15 protein-coding genes are annotated in these 15,293 nt (G+C 57.1%); 7 read left to right on the forward strand and 8 right to left on the reverse strand.

What is annotated here, in order from left to right; genetic code table 11:
* Nucleotides 1-148: 148 nt before the first annotated feature.
* Nucleotides 149-1,492 (reverse strand): NADP-specific glutamate dehydrogenase, encoded by a 1,344-nt coding sequence (gene gdhA, locus ACJ9N4_RS08875; RefSeq protein WP_182918588.1) that lies wholly within the window; start codon nucleotides 1,490-1,492, stop codon nucleotides 149-151.
* A gap of 228 nt (nucleotides 1,493-1,720) precedes the next feature.
* Here gdhA and ACJ9N4_RS08880 point away from each other — a divergent pair, with 228 nt between their 5' ends.
* A complete protein-coding gene (locus ACJ9N4_RS08880; RefSeq protein WP_182271128.1) occupies nucleotides 1,721-1,993 on the forward strand; it encodes a YnjH family protein in 273 nt (90 codons plus the stop codon).
* Here the strand turns inward: ACJ9N4_RS08880 and ACJ9N4_RS08885 are convergent.
* Nucleotides 1,959-2,369, reverse strand: coding sequence for a pyrimidine (deoxy)nucleoside triphosphate diphosphatase (locus tag ACJ9N4_RS08885; RefSeq protein WP_269475507.1), 411 nt, complete (start codon nucleotides 2,367-2,369; stop codon nucleotides 1,959-1,961). The two genes, ACJ9N4_RS08880 and ACJ9N4_RS08885, sit on opposite strands and share 35 nt — an antisense overlap.
* A 75-nt stretch (nucleotides 2,370-2,444) precedes the next feature.
* Between ACJ9N4_RS08885 and ACJ9N4_RS08890 the strand changes: the two genes are divergently transcribed.
* A complete protein-coding gene (locus ACJ9N4_RS08890; RefSeq protein ID WP_182271129.1) occupies nucleotides 2,445-3,014 on the forward strand; it encodes a carboxymuconolactone decarboxylase family protein in 570 nt (189 codons plus the stop codon).
* Complete coding sequence (locus tag ACJ9N4_RS08895; RefSeq protein ID WP_182918587.1) at nucleotides 3,007-3,627, forward strand: CDP-alcohol phosphatidyltransferase family protein; 621 nt, start codon at nucleotides 3,007-3,009, stop codon at nucleotides 3,625-3,627. Before ACJ9N4_RS08890 ends, ACJ9N4_RS08895 begins: the two co-directional genes overlap by 8 nt.
* Here the strand turns inward: ACJ9N4_RS08895 and ACJ9N4_RS08900 are convergent.
* From ACJ9N4_RS08900 to xthA, 6 genes are all read right to left on the reverse strand, one after another.
* Nucleotides 3,621-4,928, reverse strand: coding sequence for a sulfurtransferase (locus tag ACJ9N4_RS08900; protein ID WP_182271131.1), 1,308 nt, complete (start codon nucleotides 4,926-4,928; stop codon nucleotides 3,621-3,623). The two genes, ACJ9N4_RS08895 and ACJ9N4_RS08900, sit on opposite strands and share 7 nt — an antisense overlap.
* 73 nt (nucleotides 4,929-5,001) lie before the next feature.
* The gene (locus tag ACJ9N4_RS08905; RefSeq protein ID WP_182918586.1) at nucleotides 5,002-5,622 is read right to left on the reverse strand and encodes an ATP-binding cassette domain-containing protein; all 621 of its coding nucleotides are present in this window, start codon (nucleotides 5,620-5,622) and stop codon (nucleotides 5,002-5,004) included.
* Nucleotides 5,622-7,157 (reverse strand): thiamine ABC transporter permease, encoded by a 1,536-nt coding sequence (locus ACJ9N4_RS08910; RefSeq protein WP_411500408.1) that lies wholly within the window; start codon nucleotides 7,155-7,157, stop codon nucleotides 5,622-5,624. Before ACJ9N4_RS08910 ends, ACJ9N4_RS08905 begins: the two co-directional genes overlap by 1 nt.
* Nucleotides 7,130-8,290 carry an ABC transporter substrate-binding protein gene (locus tag ACJ9N4_RS08915; protein ID WP_182920043.1) on the reverse strand — a complete coding sequence of 387 codons (1,161 nt, stop codon included), beginning with the start codon at nucleotides 8,288-8,290 and terminating at the stop codon, nucleotides 7,130-7,132. Before ACJ9N4_RS08915 ends, ACJ9N4_RS08910 begins: the two co-directional genes overlap by 28 nt.
* A gap of 15 nt (nucleotides 8,291-8,305) precedes the next feature.
* Complete coding sequence (locus ACJ9N4_RS08920) at nucleotides 8,306-8,992, reverse strand: TVP38/TMEM64 family protein (protein WP_182918584.1); 687 nt, start codon at nucleotides 8,990-8,992, stop codon at nucleotides 8,306-8,308.
* 6 nt (nucleotides 8,993-8,998) lie between these two features.
* Nucleotides 8,999-9,805: an exodeoxyribonuclease III gene (xthA, locus tag ACJ9N4_RS08925; RefSeq protein ID WP_182271135.1), complete on the reverse strand. Its 807-nt coding sequence runs from the start codon at nucleotides 9,803-9,805 to the stop codon at nucleotides 8,999-9,001.
* A 433-nt stretch (nucleotides 9,806-10,238) separates the two neighbouring features.
* Between xthA and ACJ9N4_RS08930 the strand changes: the two genes are divergently transcribed.
* The 4 genes from ACJ9N4_RS08930 to astB are packed head-to-tail and all read left to right on the forward strand — an operon-like array spanning nucleotide 10,239 to nucleotide 15,286.
* On the forward strand, nucleotides 10,239-11,459 hold the full coding sequence (locus ACJ9N4_RS08930; protein WP_182271136.1) for an aspartate aminotransferase family protein: 1,221 nt from the start codon (nucleotides 10,239-10,241) through the stop codon (nucleotides 11,457-11,459).
* The gene (astA, locus tag ACJ9N4_RS08935; protein ID WP_182271137.1) at nucleotides 11,456-12,490 is read left to right on the forward strand and encodes an arginine N-succinyltransferase; all 1,035 of its coding nucleotides are present in this window, start codon (nucleotides 11,456-11,458) and stop codon (nucleotides 12,488-12,490) included. The genes ACJ9N4_RS08930 and astA overlap by 4 nt, the downstream gene beginning before the upstream one ends.
* Nucleotides 12,487-13,974 (forward strand): succinylglutamate-semialdehyde dehydrogenase, encoded by a 1,488-nt coding sequence (gene astD / locus ACJ9N4_RS08940; protein ID WP_182918583.1) that lies wholly within the window; start codon nucleotides 12,487-12,489, stop codon nucleotides 13,972-13,974. The genes astA and astD overlap by 4 nt, the downstream gene beginning before the upstream one ends.
* Nucleotides 13,961-15,286 carry an N-succinylarginine dihydrolase gene (astB, locus tag ACJ9N4_RS08945; RefSeq protein WP_182271139.1) on the forward strand — a complete coding sequence of 442 codons (1,326 nt, stop codon included), beginning with the start codon at nucleotides 13,961-13,963 and terminating at the stop codon, nucleotides 15,284-15,286. The genes astD and astB overlap by 14 nt, the downstream gene beginning before the upstream one ends.
* Nucleotides 15,287-15,293 lie beyond the last annotated feature (7 nt).

Consider the following 15,293-nt stretch of genomic DNA (forward strand, 5'->3'; position numbering starts at 1 on the left):
GTGAATTCATTTTTTGCACCTCATCAGTTATTTAATTTATAACCTCTGAACGTGTCTAAAACTATTAAACCACTTCAGTGCCAACCTGTAATTTGTGGGGAACCCTCAGCCCTGTGGGTGAGGGCACCCCGGCCGCACGGCCATTACTCTAAATCACCCCTTGCCCAATCATGGCATCTGCCACCTTCACGAACCCGGCGATATTCGCACCGCGTACATAGTTGGTCTGCGACGCTTCACCGCCATACTCCACGCAGGAATGGTGAATATCCAGCATGATATGGTGCAGGCGTGCGTCCACTTTCTCCGCCTTCCAGCCAAGACGCGCGGCGTTTTGCGCCATCTCCAGCCCCGATGTTGCCACGCCGCCTGCATTTGCCGCTTTACCCGGTGCAAATAGCACGCCTGCTTCCAGGAACAGATCGGTTGCTTCAATGGTCGTCGGCATGTTTGCGCCTTCCGCCACCGCCTTCACGCCGTTGGCAATAAGGGTTCGGGCAGCGTCCACGTTCAGTTCGTTCTGGGTGGCGCACGGCAGGGCGATATCTACCGGTACCGACCACGGCTGTTTGCCTTCCAGATAAGTCAGCCCGAACTCGCGGGCATAATCTGCGACGCGACCATCCCGGCTGGCTTTGATTTCGCACAGACGTGCCAGTTTCTCCACCGTGAAGCCTGCTTCGTCCACTACCGTGCCGCTGGAGTCAGAGGCGGTGACCACGCGCGCGCCAAACTGCATCGCTTTCTCAATGGCGTATTGCGCCACATTGCCGGAACCTGACACCGCCACGCGCATTCCTTCGAAACCTAATCCGTGACGTTTGAGCATGGCTTCAGTGAAATAAACCAGACCATAACCCGTCGCTTCCGGGCGAATCAGGCTCCCGCCGAAGGAAAGCCCTTTGCCAGTAAAGACGCAGGCGCTGTTGTTGGAGAGTTTTTTCATCATCCCGGCCATAAAGCCCACTTCACGACCGCCAACGCCGATATCCCCTGCAGGGACATCGGTGTCCGGCCCGAGGTGGCGATACAGTTCGGTGACCAGCGCCTGGCAGAAGCGCATGACTTCGCCTTCACTTTTCCCTTTCGGATCGAAGTCGCTGCCGCCTTTACCGCCGCCCATTGGCAGGGTAGTGAGCGCATTTTTAAACGTCTGCTCAAAACCGAGGAATTTCAGGATCGACAGGTTCACGGAAGGGTGAAAACGCATACCGCCCTTAAACGGACCAATGGCGGAGTTAAACTGCACGCGCCACGCGCGGTTTACCTGTACCTGGTTGCTATCGTCTACCCATGCCACGCGGAACTGGATCACGCGTTCAGGCTCCACCAGACGCTCAAGGAGTGACATTTGACGATAACGCGGGTTTTCTTCAAGAAAAGGCCACAGGGTGGTCATGACTTCACGAACGGCCTGCGCAAACTCGCTTTGATGCGGATCGCGCTGTTGAACGTGAGTAAGGAAACTTTCCAGAGAGCGTGTCTGATCCATAGATATAAGAACCTCTTATAATTATGTTGGGATGTTGTTTATGCGATTTGTGTTGTTTTTTTGACTATACCACCCGTACTGCTTTGTGAAGCAAGCAAAAATGTGTGCCGAAAGGGAAATTCATCTCACGGCTTGTGTCATAACAAAAAGCGATGACGAGATAAATTAAAGGTTCCGCCCCGGTTTACCGTTATATTCATTATCAGGAGACAACAGGAAGATAACTCTATGAACCGTTACGTGATGACCGCGTTATGTTTGATGTTTACTGCAGGCGCTCAGGCTGACCGCATTCGACCGGGTGTGGAAGTGAATGTGCCGCCGGAGGTGTTTAGCTCCGGCGGGCAAAATACACAGCCCTGCAACCAGTGCTGTATTTATCAGGATCAGAACTATTCGGAAGGTGCCGTGGTAAAAGCGGACGGCGTCTTGTTACAGTGCCAGCGCGATGAACATGCCATTAGCACTAATCCGCTGGTCTGGCGTCGCGTAAAAGAATAAACGCTTCCAGCAGCGGAATATCCGCCGGGGCTAAGTCGTAGGTAAACGCCTCTTCGGGCGTACACCACACCAGCGCACGGTGGTAGTGCGCTGTCAGCTCTCCGCTAAACGTGGGTACGAGCCAGGCGTGCAGATGAATAAGCCGCTGCGACACTTCCCGCTGGTGGCTTGCGACGTAGCGCTCAGGCCGGGCGCAGATGCCCAGCTCCTCCTGTAGCTCGCGTCTGAGCGCGTCGGGCTGAGTTTCTCCCGCTTCGACTTTTCCACCCGGAAATTCCCACATACCGGGTTGATCGGCATGCTCAGGGCGCTGTGCCAGTAAAATTTTGTCGTCTTTTTCGATGATTGCCGCAACGACATCGAGTGTTTTCAGCATGGTCGTCAATAAGTGATAATGAAAAACAACATAGTATCTTGCCCTTTCCAGGAGTCCAGTCATCAGGAGAAGCAAGTGAAAGAGACATCCACCTGGGTAGCCCCCCTTAAAACCCTCCCGGCCAGTTTAAAGCCGATTGCCGTTATGCAGAAAAAACACTTTGGTGCAGTGCTTAATCCCACGCGCTGGTGGGGACGTATGCCGCGTCTTTTCTGGCTGGTGGCGCTGTTCGTTGGTTTCCTGGAGCGGCGTAATGCGCGCCTCACGCCGGTGCTACGCTCGCTGCTGATGACCCGGGTATCGCAGATTTGTCACTGTGCATTCTGTATTGATGCCAACAGCTTACGCCTTGCCGAGCGCTCAGGGGCGCTGGATAAGGTGCAGGCCGTCAGTGGCTGGCGTGATTCCGGGTTATTCAGTGAGGAGGAGCGGGCTGCGCTGGCGTATGCCGAGGCCGTCACCGCCACACCGCCACAGGTGGATGCAACGGTCAAAATGGAGATTAAGCGCCATTTCACCGATGAAGCCATTACCGAAATGACGGCGTTGATTGCGTTTCAGAACCTTTCCGCCCGTTTTAATGCCGCTCTGGACATTCCTGCTCAGGGGTTGTGCGCCACGTTTAATGAGAAACCACATGCTTGACCGACATCTGCATCCGCGCGTGAAACCCGTGCTTAACCGGCTGGCAGCCTTACTGGACAAACCCGCGATTTCACCCGATAAACTCACGCTCACCGGGTTTATCATCGGCGTGCTGGCGCTGCCGTTTCTGGCGCTTGGCTGGTATCCGGCTGCGCTGGCGGCCATTGTGTTGAACCGTGTGCTGGATGGTCTGGACGGTGCGCTGGCGCGACGCAGAGGGTTAACGGACGCCGGAGGATTTCTTGATATCGCGCTCGATTTTCTGTTCTATGCCCTGGTGCCGTTTGGTTTTGCTCTGGCCGCTCCTGCGGAGAATGCGCTGGCCGCCGCCTGGCTGTTGTGCGCGTTTATCGGTACCGGCAGCAGCTTTCTGGCCTTTGCCGCGCTGGCCGCGAAGCACAATATTGATAACCCGGGCTATGCGCACAAGTCGTTTTATTACATCGGCGGGTTAACGGAGGGGACGGAGACGATCGCGCTGTTTGTGTTGTGCTGTCTGTTTCCGGCACACTTCACGCTGTTTGCGTGGCTATTTGGCGCGTTGTGCTGGCTGACCACCACAACGCGCATCTGGAGCGGTTATGTGACGCTGAAGTCACTTACCCGTCAGTGAGAACTGTCTGGCCCGCGTTCACCGGTGGAGACCGGGTTTTGCGGGTGACTGCTCCATTCGTACCAGCCACCGTCATAGACGGCGACGTTTTTCCAGCCCATTGCACGCGCGTACATAAAGGTTTCTGACGCACGCCAGCCGGTACCACAGTAGAACGCAACGTGCTGCTCCGGCAGAATGTTCCACGTTTTCCACATGGCGGCAATATCGTCGGCACTGCGCATGGTGCCATCCGGGTTATGGAAATCTTCCATGTGGGTGGCATCGCTGCCCGCGTGACCCCAGCGGGCACCGGCAATCTCTCCTTTTGGCTTGATGTAGCTATAGCCGCTGGTTTCACCAATGAACTCCGGCCATGAGCGGATGCTGACCAGTGAGGCATCCTGGCGATGCAGCATCCCACGAGCCTGTTCCATATCCACCATCAACTGCGGCTGTCCAGGGATCGGCGCACCAAAATCAGGGGCGGGTTTCACGTTTCCTGGCGTGCCGCGTTCAACCGGCAGGCTTGCGTCTGACCATGCTTTCCAGCCGCCATCGAGAATGCGGACATCTTTCACTCCGGCGTAGAGCATGATCTGCGCCACACGGGCGGCGGCATAGACGTCACGACCATACAAAATGACGGTGGTGTCATGACGGATACCGTGCTTCGCCAGCATCGCTTTCAGCTTGTCGTCGGAGACTTTATTCCACAGCGGCTCGCTTTCTACTTCATTGGTATCAATATAGTCTGCGCCGGGAATGTGGTTCAGCAGGTAGAACTTTGGTGCCCCCCAGGCGGCTTCAATGACTTTCCAGTCGCCAGCCGGAGCGGCATTCACCGGTTTACCTTGCTGTAACTGATGGAGCCACTGCGGGTAGACGAGTTGCTCAAAGTGCGGCAGGCGCTGTAAACGCGCAGGGGTTTGCAGCGCATCGCTGAGAACCGAAACGTGGGCATACCCGGCTTTTTCCAGACGTGATTTAACGGCCTGATTATCGGCTTCGCTGCCGTAGAGGGCGATCGTCATTGCAGGTGTAAGCTGATGCTGCTTTGCCCAGGCGCTAATCTGGTCATCGCTCATTGCGGCAAGCCATGAGGCGGAAAGGTTGAGCGCGGCTGGCTCATGCCCGGATGTCCCGTTGAGCGTTTGCGGCCAGCCGTTATAAAACGCACTGGCACGGGTGTCTATCGTCGCACCGTGCTGTTCCTGGAGTTGAGCCAGCGTAAGGGAATGGGGCATATCAGCCGCCAGAGAGGAAAAAGAGGCGAGGCCGCAGAGCATGGCCAGCGCGGTCAGTTGAGAAACACGTTTCATCGAAAAACCTGACGTCAGTGAGTGAGGCGGGCATTGTCGTCTCTCCTGAGACAGAAAACATTGCGTTAGCACATTATTGCCAGCGAGAAAGCTCAATCACCTCTCCACCTGGCGGAATATCTTCGTCGTCATGGGTAACCAGCACCACCGGAACAGGGCGTGCGCGCACTGCCTCAAACACCCATTCCCGAAACGACGCGCGTAGCGCTTTATCCAGACGGCTGAAGGGTTCATCCAGCAATAACGCCTGCGGCTCTGCAAGCAGGGCGCGCAGCAGGCTTACCCGGGCGCGCTCCCCGCCGGAAAGCGTCGCAGGATCGCTGGCATAGTGGTTTGCCAGCCCGGCAGAGTATAACGCCTGTTCCACCGTTTCCCGGCGAAAGCGCCCGGCAATCTGCGGCGGGAGGGCGAGCATCAGGTTCTGCCCGACGCTGAAATGATCGAACAGCAGGGCGTCCTGAAAGAGAATACCTAAGCCGCGCTGTTCCACGGGGAGACCATCGCAGCGCCGATCGTCAATCCACAGTTCGCCATGCGCCTGAAAGTCGGCAGACAGCGCCCCGACCATCCAGGAAAAAAGGGTAGATTTCCCGCTGCCGGAAGGCCCCATCAGGGTCACAATTTCCCCGCGTGGCACACAAAAATTGACCTGCCGGAACAGCGGCTCAATGGTGAGATCTTTTACCTTCAGCATTAACGTAATCCTCGTCGGTAACGGCCCGCAAGCCGGGACAACAGCGCAGCAATGCCAAAAATGATACCCGTTACGAGCAATAGCCCCAGCGCACGCTGAGCCAGAACCGGGATGCTGCCCCCGCTACTGAGCGCCACGGTTTCGGTGTTCAGTGTGGCAAACCGCCCCGCACCCAGCCAGAGCGTGGGCATGTATTGCGCCATACTGACGGAAAATCCGGTTGCAAAGGCCAGCAGCGCCGGGCGTACCAGTAAGGGGCATTTCAGCAACCAGAAGATCTTCGCGCGCCGCCAGCCCAACGTTCTGGCGGTGAGGATCAGCCGGGGATCGAGCCTGCGCCATGCCGGTTGCAGTACCAGCAACATCCACGGTACAACCCACAGCAGGTGACTCCAGAGTACGGCGGTGAAGTGCCCGTCAATGCCAAGCGTTAATGCGACAACATATTGCCCGGAGACTATCGGCAGTGCAGGCAGTGCGAGCGGCAGCCAGACCCACTGCGCACCGCGCTGTGGCCCCCATTCGAGCCAGATAACGATCAGCGCAAGGGCCAGCAGGCTGGAGAGCAGACCCAACGCGAGGCTGGTGGCGATGAAGGAACGGGCGACATCCTCATGCCTTGCCAGGAAGAGCAGCACGATGGCACAGAGGATCCCACAACCCGGGAGCAGCCAGGACAGCGTCTTTTCAGGCACCACGAGGGCTGAACTGTGGCGGATCCCGGAAAGACCGGGTAGCGTATGCCGCCAGGCTTTCCAGACGCCATAACCCAGCGCCGCCAGCAGGGCCAGGAGTGTGAGCAAAACCAGACACAACAGCATACCTTTGGCCTGCTGCTGCGCATCTCCCTGGCTGAGCCACTGCCAGGCCAGCACCGCCAGCGTGGGGGGATTTCCCGGCCCGAGGATAATGGCCATATCCACAACAGAAAGCGACCAGGCGAGCACTGCCAGCATGACCGCACCCAGCGCAGGGGCGATGGTGGGAAGCACCAGCCAGCACAGCCTCTGAATGCGGCCGTAGCCCAGAGTCTGCAAAACCACATTTTGCTGTGCCAGCCGTGTTTCAGGCAATACGGCGTAAATCGCCCACAACACGAAAGCCCCCTCCTTGACGGCAAGCGTCAGCCCTAACCCGATACCGTAACGATCGAGCTGCGGTGAGCAGAATGTACAGACCTGATAAAACAGGCCGCCCTCCGCAAACGTCAGCAAGACGCTGGTGGCGAAAGCAACATGGGGAACGGCCAGTAACCAGGGCAAATGGCTGCACAGGCGACGCCAGCGTTCACCAGGCCATAGCGCGGTGATAAAAAACAGGGCGATAACGAGTGCGCCCAGAGTGGCAATTATCGCGGACACCAGCGTGGCGGCGAGCGCCTGGGGTAACTGCGGATCGTCAGCCAGCGACTGCCAGTTCGCCTGCGACAATGCCGGTGTTACCAACATGGCTCCGGCGGGGAGTAGCGGTATATAAATGACCGCCATCGCCAGCCAGACGAGCACGCTTAGTGGGTACCGTAACGACGAAACCATTCCTGCTCCAGCGCGTTAACCCAGGTGGCATGCGGTTCCGGCAGAACAACCGGTAAACCTTCCGGTGCATGTGCGCTAAGTTGCCTGGCCTCGACGGCGGGCAGCGTTTTGGGATCGAGTACGGTTGGGTCACCCCAGATGGCCGGATTGGCTTTGCGGATCTGCGCCTGCGGTGAAAGCAGGAAATTGGCGACCACTTTCGCACCTGCGCTCGCACTGGCATTGGCCGGAATGGCAACAAAATGGACGTTACCGATCATCCCGCCACGAAAACCGAAACTGTAGCTGTCGGCAGGCAACTCGCCGCTGACCACTTTTTGCTGCACATGTGCGGGGTTAAACGTCAGTGACAGATCCAGGTTTCCAGCGGCAAGCAGGGTATCCATGCGTGCAGGCGAAGGGGGGAAGTCTTTCCCTTCGCGCCACAGCAGTGGGTGCAGTTTGTCGAGGTAGTTCCAGAGTGGGGCTGTCACTTGCGCAAATGTGTTATCAGGCGCGCGTTTTAGCGCCTCAGGCTGGGTGGTGAGGTTCAGGAGTAACTGTTCCAGAAACGCAGTGCCGGTAAAATCCGGTGGGCGAGGGTAGCTCACTTTACCCGGATGTTGCTGCGCCCAGGCCAGCAAGGCCTGGGGATTATCCGGCGGCGTTGGCATGCTTCCCTTGCGGGCGATAAAGGTGAGCTGAGCGCCGCCCCACGGAGATTCCGCGCCATCGGTCGCGATGGCAAAATCTTCCGTGACCGGTTTGTGGGTATCGACGTACCGCCAGTTCGGCAGGGTCTGTGCCCACTGGGTTTGCAACAGATTCGCCTCTTTCAGCGTGCGGAAATTTTCCCCGTTGACCCAAAGCAAGTCGACTGAACCGTCGTGGTTTCGTCCTGCATCATGCTCTGTCTGAATGCGTTTTACGGCATCGGCGGCATCGGCCAGGTGGACAATTTTGAGGTTTATGGCGTAGTGCGTTTTCATCTCGCCGCTGACCCAGTCCAGGTAGCGGTTTACCGCCTGATCGCCACCCCAGGCGTTAAACCAGACGGTCTGGCCTTTAGCTTGTTGTTGAATGGATTGCCAGCTGTCTGCTGCAAATGCAGGGACAGCCAGCAGCAGACCTGTCAGAAACGCGCAAAAACGCACACGGCGCATAATGCCTCACTTTTTAAACGAAGAAAGGGTGCAATGAGAAAACAGCCACCGGGTGGCCAGGGGCAATAACCCCAGTAGTGTAAAGGCGAATACCAGACCTGGCGACAGAATATCGCGCAGCGATGTCAGTTTTCCCAGCTCTCGCCCGGCGTTAAGAAAAACAACCGTTGCGGGCAGCATGGCGAGCTGGCTCACCCACCAGTAGCGTCGCACGCTAATACGGGTAAGCCCCATCAGCAGGTTCACCAGAAAAAAGGGAAACAGAGGCATCAGGCGCAGGGCAAAAAGGTAGCGCGCGCCGTCGCGAGAGATTCCGGCATTGACCGTTTTCATCTGCGCAGCAAAGCGCTGTTGTACCCAGTCGCACAGCAGATAGCGGCTGGCGAGCATGGCAAGCGTCGCCCCCAGCGTAGAGGCAAACGAGACCAGCAGTGTCCCTTCCCACAGGCTGAAAAGGGCTCCTCCCAGCAGCGTCAGGATTGCTGCTCCGGGGATCGACAGCGCCGAAATCGCGACATACACCGCAAAATAGAGCAGGGCGCTTTGCAGTGGTGAATGTGCCACCTGTGCGAGCAACGTTTGCTGGTGTGTTTTGATGGCGTCCAGGGAGAGCATCTCTGGTGGAAGAAACACAAACGCCAGAATAAATGCGCCCAAAAGGGCGCACAGGAAGAGTAATTTTTGAATGTTCACACGGGGTTACAGTTTGAATTTCGCCCACACTGGCGCGTGGTCAGACGGTTTTTCCATGCTGCGGATATCGTAATCAATACCGGTTTCAATGCAGCGTTCTGCCAGCGGCGAGCTGGCCAGCAGCAGGTCTATACGCAGGCCACGGTTGTCATCAAAACCTTTTGAGCGGTAATCGAACCATGAGAAGCGATCCTGCGTTTCCGGGTTAGCCGTGCGGAAGGTGTCAACCAGACCCCAGCCCAGCAGACGCTGCATCCACTCGCGTTCTTCCGGCAGGAAAGAGCATTTACCGGTGCGCAGCCAGCGTTTACGGTTCTCTTCCCCAATACCAATATCCAGATCGCTCGGGCTGATATTCATGTCGCCCATGATCAGCACCGGGTTCTCTTTCTTCAGTTCGCTTGTCAGGTAATCCTGCAGATCCTGGTAAAACCTGGCTTTAGCCGGGAATTTGGTCTCATGGTCACGGCTCTCACCTTGTGGGAAATAGCCGTTGATCACCGTGATATTTCCGAGTGCAGAAGGCACTTCCGCCATGATGATGCGGCGCTGGGCTTCTTCGTCATCGCCCGGGAAACCGCGACGTACGGAAACCGGCGTTTCTTTAGTCAGCAGCGCCACACCGTAGTGGCCTTTCTGCCCGTGATAAAAGACGTTGTAGCCCAGTTTTGCCACCTCTTCGAGGGGGAACATATCGTCGTGAACTTTTGTCTCCTGCAGGCCGATCACATCTGGCTGATGTTGCTCAACAATCGCTTCAAGCTGGTGAGGGCGGGCACGCAGGCCGTTGATATTAAAAGAGACAAATTTCATAGTCGCTGCCAATGCAAGGTGAATAGTGCATGGATGGTAGCAGAATTTCTTTCATCTGTTACGGGGATTGACCAATAACTGCAACAGATAATGTCAACGGTGCAATATTTGCACCATTCTGACGCGTCTCGCCCTGTTACAGGGCGTAAATGGTCAATAAATTTCGCGAGCGATCACAATTCCAGAATTATATTTGGCCTGTGCATACTCTTTCTTGTTTTCATGCGGCAAAGCGCCGCTTACCGTAAAAATATTCACTTTTTATGCAATAACAGTGAATAATTCCATATCGTAAGCTATTGATATTCTGTCACTCCATCCCGTTTATGCATTTTTATCGCTGGCTGGCACGAACTCTGCAATCTACATTCACAGGGCAAACACTCAATTATTTAACATTTAAACAACCTTTTATTTACCGGATGAGGTCGCTATGTCTCTGTCAATTACGCGTGAAAATTTTGATGAATGGATGATGCCGGTTTACGCCCCGGCGGCTTTTATTCCGGTACGTGGGGAAGGCTCACGCCTGTGGGATCAGCAGGGCAAAGAGTATATCGACTTTGCGGGTGGGATTGCGGTCAATGCGCTGGGTCATGCGCACCCGGCACTGCGTCAGGCGCTGAACGATCAGGCGGCAAAGTTCTGGCATACCGGCAATGGCTACACCAACGAGCCAGCACTGCGTCTGGCGAAAAAACTGATCGACGCCACCTTTGCGGAAAAAGTCTTTTTCTGTAACTCGGGTGCGGAAGCGAACGAAGCCGCGCTGAAGCTGGCGCGTAAATATGCGCACGATAAATTTGGCGTGCATAAGAGCGGAATTGTCGCGTTTAAAAATGCTTTCCACGGCCGCACGCTCTTTACCGTGAGCGCGGGTGGTCAACCGTCCTACTCCCAGGATTTTGCGCCGCTGCCGCCAGATATCCGTCACGGCATTTATAACGATCTGGCGTCGGCCAGCGAGCTTATCAGCGATACCACCTGTGCGGTGATTGTCGAGCCAATGCAGGGTGAAGGCGGTGTGCTTCCGGCGCAGAAAGCATTCCTGCAGGGGCTGCGCGAGCTGTGCGATCGTCATAACGCAGTGCTGATTTTTGACGAAGTGCAGACGGGCGTGGGCCGCACTGGTGAGCTGTATGCCTATATGCACTATGGCGTTACGCCGGACGTTCTCTCCACCGCTAAAGCGCTGGGCGGCGGTTTCCCGGTGGGGGCGATGCTGACAACGGATAAATTCGCCAGCGTGATGACCGTTGGTACTCACGGTACCACCTACGGCGGTAACCCGCTGGCATCCGCCGTGGCCGGGCAGGTACTGGATATCATCAACACCCCGGAAGTGCTGAACGGCGTGAAACAGCGTCACGACTGGTTTGTTGAACGCCTGAATGCCATCAACAGCAAAACCGGCCTGTTTAAAGAGATCCGTGGTCTGGGGCTGTTAATTGGCTGTGAACTCACGCCTGAGTTTGCCGGAAAAGCTAAACTTATTTCACAGGAAGCAGCAAAAATGGGCGTGATGGTGCTGATTGCCGGTGCCAACGTGGTGCGGTTTGCCCCTGCGCTGGTTGTCAGTGAAGAAGAGGTGAAAACCGGGTTAGATCGTTTTGCGCTGGCCTGTGAACATGTGAAGTCCGGGGTGTCATCATGATGGTCATCCGTCCCGTTGAGCGCGGCGATCTCGCCGGGCTTATGCTGCTTGCCGGTAAGACAGGAGGCGGGCTGACCTCGCTTCCTGCCGATGAAAAAACGCTGTCGGCGCGCATTGAGCGCGCCCTGCAAACCTGGCAAGGGACGTTGCCGAAAAGCGAACAGGGCTATGTGTTCGTGCTGGAAGATACTGAAACGGGCGCAGTCGCCGGGATTTGCGCCATCGAAGTGGCTGTGGGGCTAAATGACCCGTGGTACAACTACCGGGTTGGTACGATGGTTCACGCCTCGAAAGAGCTGAACGTCTATAACGCACTGCCAACGCTGTTTCTCTGTAATGACCACACCGGTGCCAGCGAGCTCTGCACGCTGTTTCTCGATCCGGCGTGGCGCAAGGAGGGCAACGGTTATTTACTCTCCAAGTCGCGCTTTATGTTTATGGCGGCGTTCCGCGACCGCTTCAACGAAAAAGTGGTTGCTGAGATGCGCGGTGTGATCGACGACAAAGGCTATTCCCCGTTCTGGGAAAGCCTGGGCGAACGCTTCTTTTCAATGGAGTTTAGCCGCGCGGACTATCTCTGCGGTACCGGGCAGAAAGCGTTTATCGCCGAGCTGATGCCGAAACATCCTATTTATACCCATTTCTTAAGCCCGGAAGCGCAGGCGGTGATCGGTGAAGTGCATCCGCAAACGGCCCCTGCCCGCGCGGTGCTGGAGAAAGAAGGCTTCCGCTACCGCAATTACGTCGACATCTTTGACGGCGGGCCTACGCTTGAGTGCGATATTGACCGCGTGCGTGCGATCCGTAAAAGCCGCCTGGTGACAGTGTCTGAAGGCCAGCCTGCGCCGGGTGAATGGCCGGCGTGCCTGGTGTCTAACGAACATTATGATAATTTCCGCGCCATGCTGATACGCACCGATCCGAAATGTGAACGTCTGGTGCTGACCGCCGCACAGCTTGATGCCCTGAAATGTAATGCCGGCGACACGGTGCGCCTGGTGCGACTCTGCCCTGAGGAGAAAACAGCATGACTTTATGGATTAACGGTGACTGGGTGGCGGGCGAGGGCGAACATCGCGTGAAAACGAACCCGGTGGGGCAAGAGGTGCTCTGGAAGGGAAATGATGCCAGCACCGCGCAGGTGGAACAAGCCTGTCACGCCGCGCGTCGTGCGTTCCCGGCGTGGGCGAAACAGCCTTTCTCCGCGCGTCAGACGATTGTTGAAAAATTTGCCGCACTGCTTGAGGCGAATAAGGCTGAACTGACGCGAATTATTGCTTCCGAAACCAGTAAGCCTCGCTGGGAAGCCACAACCGAAGTGACGGCGATGATTAACAAAATCGCCATTTCGGTGAAGGCATACCATACCCGTACCGGTGAACAACACACTGAAATGCCCGACGGGGCGGCCACGCTGCGCCACCGTCCGCACGGCGTGCTCGCGGTATTTGGCCCGTATAACTTCCCGGGCCATCTGCCAAACGGCCATATTGTGCCTGCGTTGCTGGCGGGCAATACCGTCATTTTCAAACCGAGTGAGTTAACGCCGTTAACCGGTGAGGCGGTGGTGAAACTCTGGGAACAGGCGGGTTTACCGCCAGGCGTACTCAACCTGGTGCAGGGCGGGCGTGAAACCGGCCAGGCGCTGAGTGTGCTAAATGACATTGACGGCCTGCTGTTCACCGGCAGCGCCGGTACGGGCTATCAACTGCACCGCCAGCTGGCGGGACAGCCGGAGAAAATCCTTGCCCTGGAAATGGGCGGTAATAATCCGCTGATTGTGGAAGATCCCGACGATATTGATGCCGCTGTGCATCTGACGATCCAGTCAGCCTTTATTACCGCCGGACAGCGCTGCACCTGTGCCCGTCGGTTGCTGGTGAAGCGTGGCGCACAGGGCGATGCGTTCCTGAAACGTCTGGTCGACGTGAGCGCACGTCTGATGCCTGCTAAGTGGGATGCAGACCCCCAGCCGTTTATCGGCGGGCTGATTTCAGCGCAGGCGGCAGAGAACGTGTTGAAAGCCTGGCAGGCTCATGTGGCGCGGGGCGCGAAAACCTTGCTGGAGCCGAAGCAGGTTCAGCCAGGTACGTCGCTGCTGACACCGGGCATTGTTGAGATGAGCGGCACGAGCAACGTGCCGGATGAAGAGGTCTTCGGCCCATTACTGTGTGTCTGGCGCTATGACGATTTTGACAGTGCCATCAGGATGGCGAATAACACCCGCTACGGTTTGTCGAGCGGTTTGATTTCACCTCATCGCGAGAAGTTTGATCAGCTGCTGCTCGAAGCGCGCGCGGGGATTGTGAACTGGAACAAACCGCTTACCGGCGCAGCGAGCACCGCCCCGTTTGGCGGCGTGGGGGCGTCGGGCAACCATCGCGCCAGCGCATGGTATGCGGCAGATTACTGCGCATGGCCAATGGCAAGCCTGGAAACACCCGCGCTGACGCTGCCGGAGACGCTGAATCCGGGTCTGGATTTTACCCAGGGGGATAGCCATGAAAGCGCGTGAAGTGAACTTTGACGGGCTGGTGGGGCTGACGCACCACTATGCTGGCCTGTCGTTTGGTAATGAAGCCTCGACGAAGCACCGTTTTCAGGTCTCTAACCCGAAACTGGCGGCGAAGCAGGGGCTGCTGAAAATGAAAGCCCTCTCGGATGCGGGTTTTCCGCAGGCGGTGATCCCCCCTCAGGAGCGGCCAAACGTGGCCGTCCTGCGTCAGCTTGGTTTCAGCGGCAGTGACGAGCAGGTGGTTGAAAAAGCGGGCACCCAGACGCCATACCTGCTCTCTGCGGCCAGCTCCGCCTCTTCGATGTGGGTGGCAAATGCGGCAACCGTCGCGCCGTCAGCCGATACGCTGGATGGCAAAGTCCATTTGACGGTCGCGAACCTGAATAACAAGTTCCACCGCGCCACCGAAGCGGACACCACCGAGCGCGTGCTGCGCGCCATTTTCCATAATGACACCCATTTTGACGTACACCAGGCGCTGCCGCAGGTGGCGATGTTTGGCGATGAAGGGGCGGCGAACCATAACCGTCTGGGGGGCGATTATGGTGAGCCCGGCTTGCAGCTGTTTATTTACGGGCGCGAGGAGGGGGGCCACGCTGAGCCAACCCGTTATCCTGCCCGTCAGACGCTGGCGGCAAGCCAGGCGGTTGCGCGCCTGAATCAGGTTAATCCTTCACAGCTGATTTTCGCCCAACAGAACCCGCATGTGATCGATCAGGGCGTGTTCCACAACGACGTCATTGCCGTCTCTAACCGTCAGGTGCTGTTCTGCCACGAGCAGGCGTTTGCCCATCAGGAGAAACTGCTCGCTACGCTGCATGAGCGTGTTCCCGGGTTTATGCCGGTTCAGGTGCCGACTGACGCGGTCAGCGTGCAGGATGCGGTTGAAACCTATCTGTTCAACAGCCAGCTGTTGAGCCGTGATGACGGCAGCATGATGCTGGTGCTGCCGCAGGAGTCCCGCAACCATGCAGGGGTGTGGCGTTATCTGAGCGAGCTGGTGAAAGCCGATAACCCGATTGACGAACTGCGCGTGTTTGACCTGCGCGAAAGTATGGCAAACGGCGGTGGCCCGGCGTGTTTACGCCTGCGCGTGGTGTTGACGCAGAATGAAATGCAGGCGGTGAATCCTGCCGTCATGATGAACGATACGCTCTTTAATACCCTGAATGACTGGGTGGATCGTTACTATCGCGACAGATTAACGCAGGCCGATCTGGTCGACCCGCAGCTGCTGCGTGAAGGCCGCGAGGCGCTGGATGCGTTAACGACGATCCTGCAGCTGGGGTCGGTTTATCCGTTCCAGCGCTAAAGGAGAG

The sequence above is a fragment of the Enterobacter sp. LM3 genome (genome assembly GCF_046622475.1).
Classification (GTDB): Bacteria; Pseudomonadota; Gammaproteobacteria; order Enterobacterales; family Enterobacteriaceae; genus Enterobacter; species Enterobacter cloacae_P.

What these genes read in the sequence shown, in the direction of transcription:
- gdhA (WP_182918588.1), bottom strand. Translation starts at nt 1,492, where the DNA reads ATGGATCAGACACGCTCTCTGGAAAGTTTCCTTACTCACGTTCAACAG.
- astD (WP_182918583.1), top strand. Translation starts at nt 12,487, where the DNA reads ATGACTTTATGGATTAACGGTGACTGGGTGGCGGGCGAGGGCGAACAT.
- ACJ9N4_RS08900 (WP_182271131.1), bottom strand. Translation starts at nt 4,928, where the DNA reads ATGAAACGTGTTTCTCAACTGACCGCGCTGGCCATGCTCTGCGGCCTC.
- astA (WP_182271137.1), top strand. Translation starts at nt 11,456, where the DNA reads ATGATGGTCATCCGTCCCGTTGAGCGCGGCGATCTCGCCGGGCTTATG.
- ACJ9N4_RS08885 (WP_269475507.1), bottom strand. Translation starts at nt 2,369, where the DNA reads ATGCTGAAAACACTCGATGTCGTTGCGGCAATCATCGAAAAAGACGAC.
- ACJ9N4_RS08905 (WP_182918586.1), bottom strand. Translation starts at nt 5,622, where the DNA reads ATGCTGAAGGTAAAAGATCTCACCATTGAGCCGCTGTTCCGGCAGGTC.
- xthA (WP_182271135.1), bottom strand. Translation starts at nt 9,805, where the DNA reads ATGAAATTTGTCTCTTTTAATATCAACGGCCTGCGTGCCCGCCCTCAC.
- ACJ9N4_RS08880 (WP_182271128.1), top strand. Translation starts at nt 1,721, where the DNA reads ATGAACCGTTACGTGATGACCGCGTTATGTTTGATGTTTACTGCAGGC.
- ACJ9N4_RS08895 (WP_182918587.1), top strand. Translation starts at nt 3,007, where the DNA reads ATGCTTGACCGACATCTGCATCCGCGCGTGAAACCCGTGCTTAACCGG.
- astB (WP_182271139.1), top strand. Translation starts at nt 13,961, where the DNA reads ATGAAAGCGCGTGAAGTGAACTTTGACGGGCTGGTGGGGCTGACGCAC.
- ACJ9N4_RS08910 (WP_411500408.1), bottom strand. Translation starts at nt 7,157, where the DNA reads ATGGTTTCGTCGTTACGGTACCCACTAAGCGTGCTCGTCTGGCTGGCG.
- ACJ9N4_RS08930 (WP_182271136.1), top strand. Translation starts at nt 10,239, where the DNA reads ATGTCTCTGTCAATTACGCGTGAAAATTTTGATGAATGGATGATGCCG.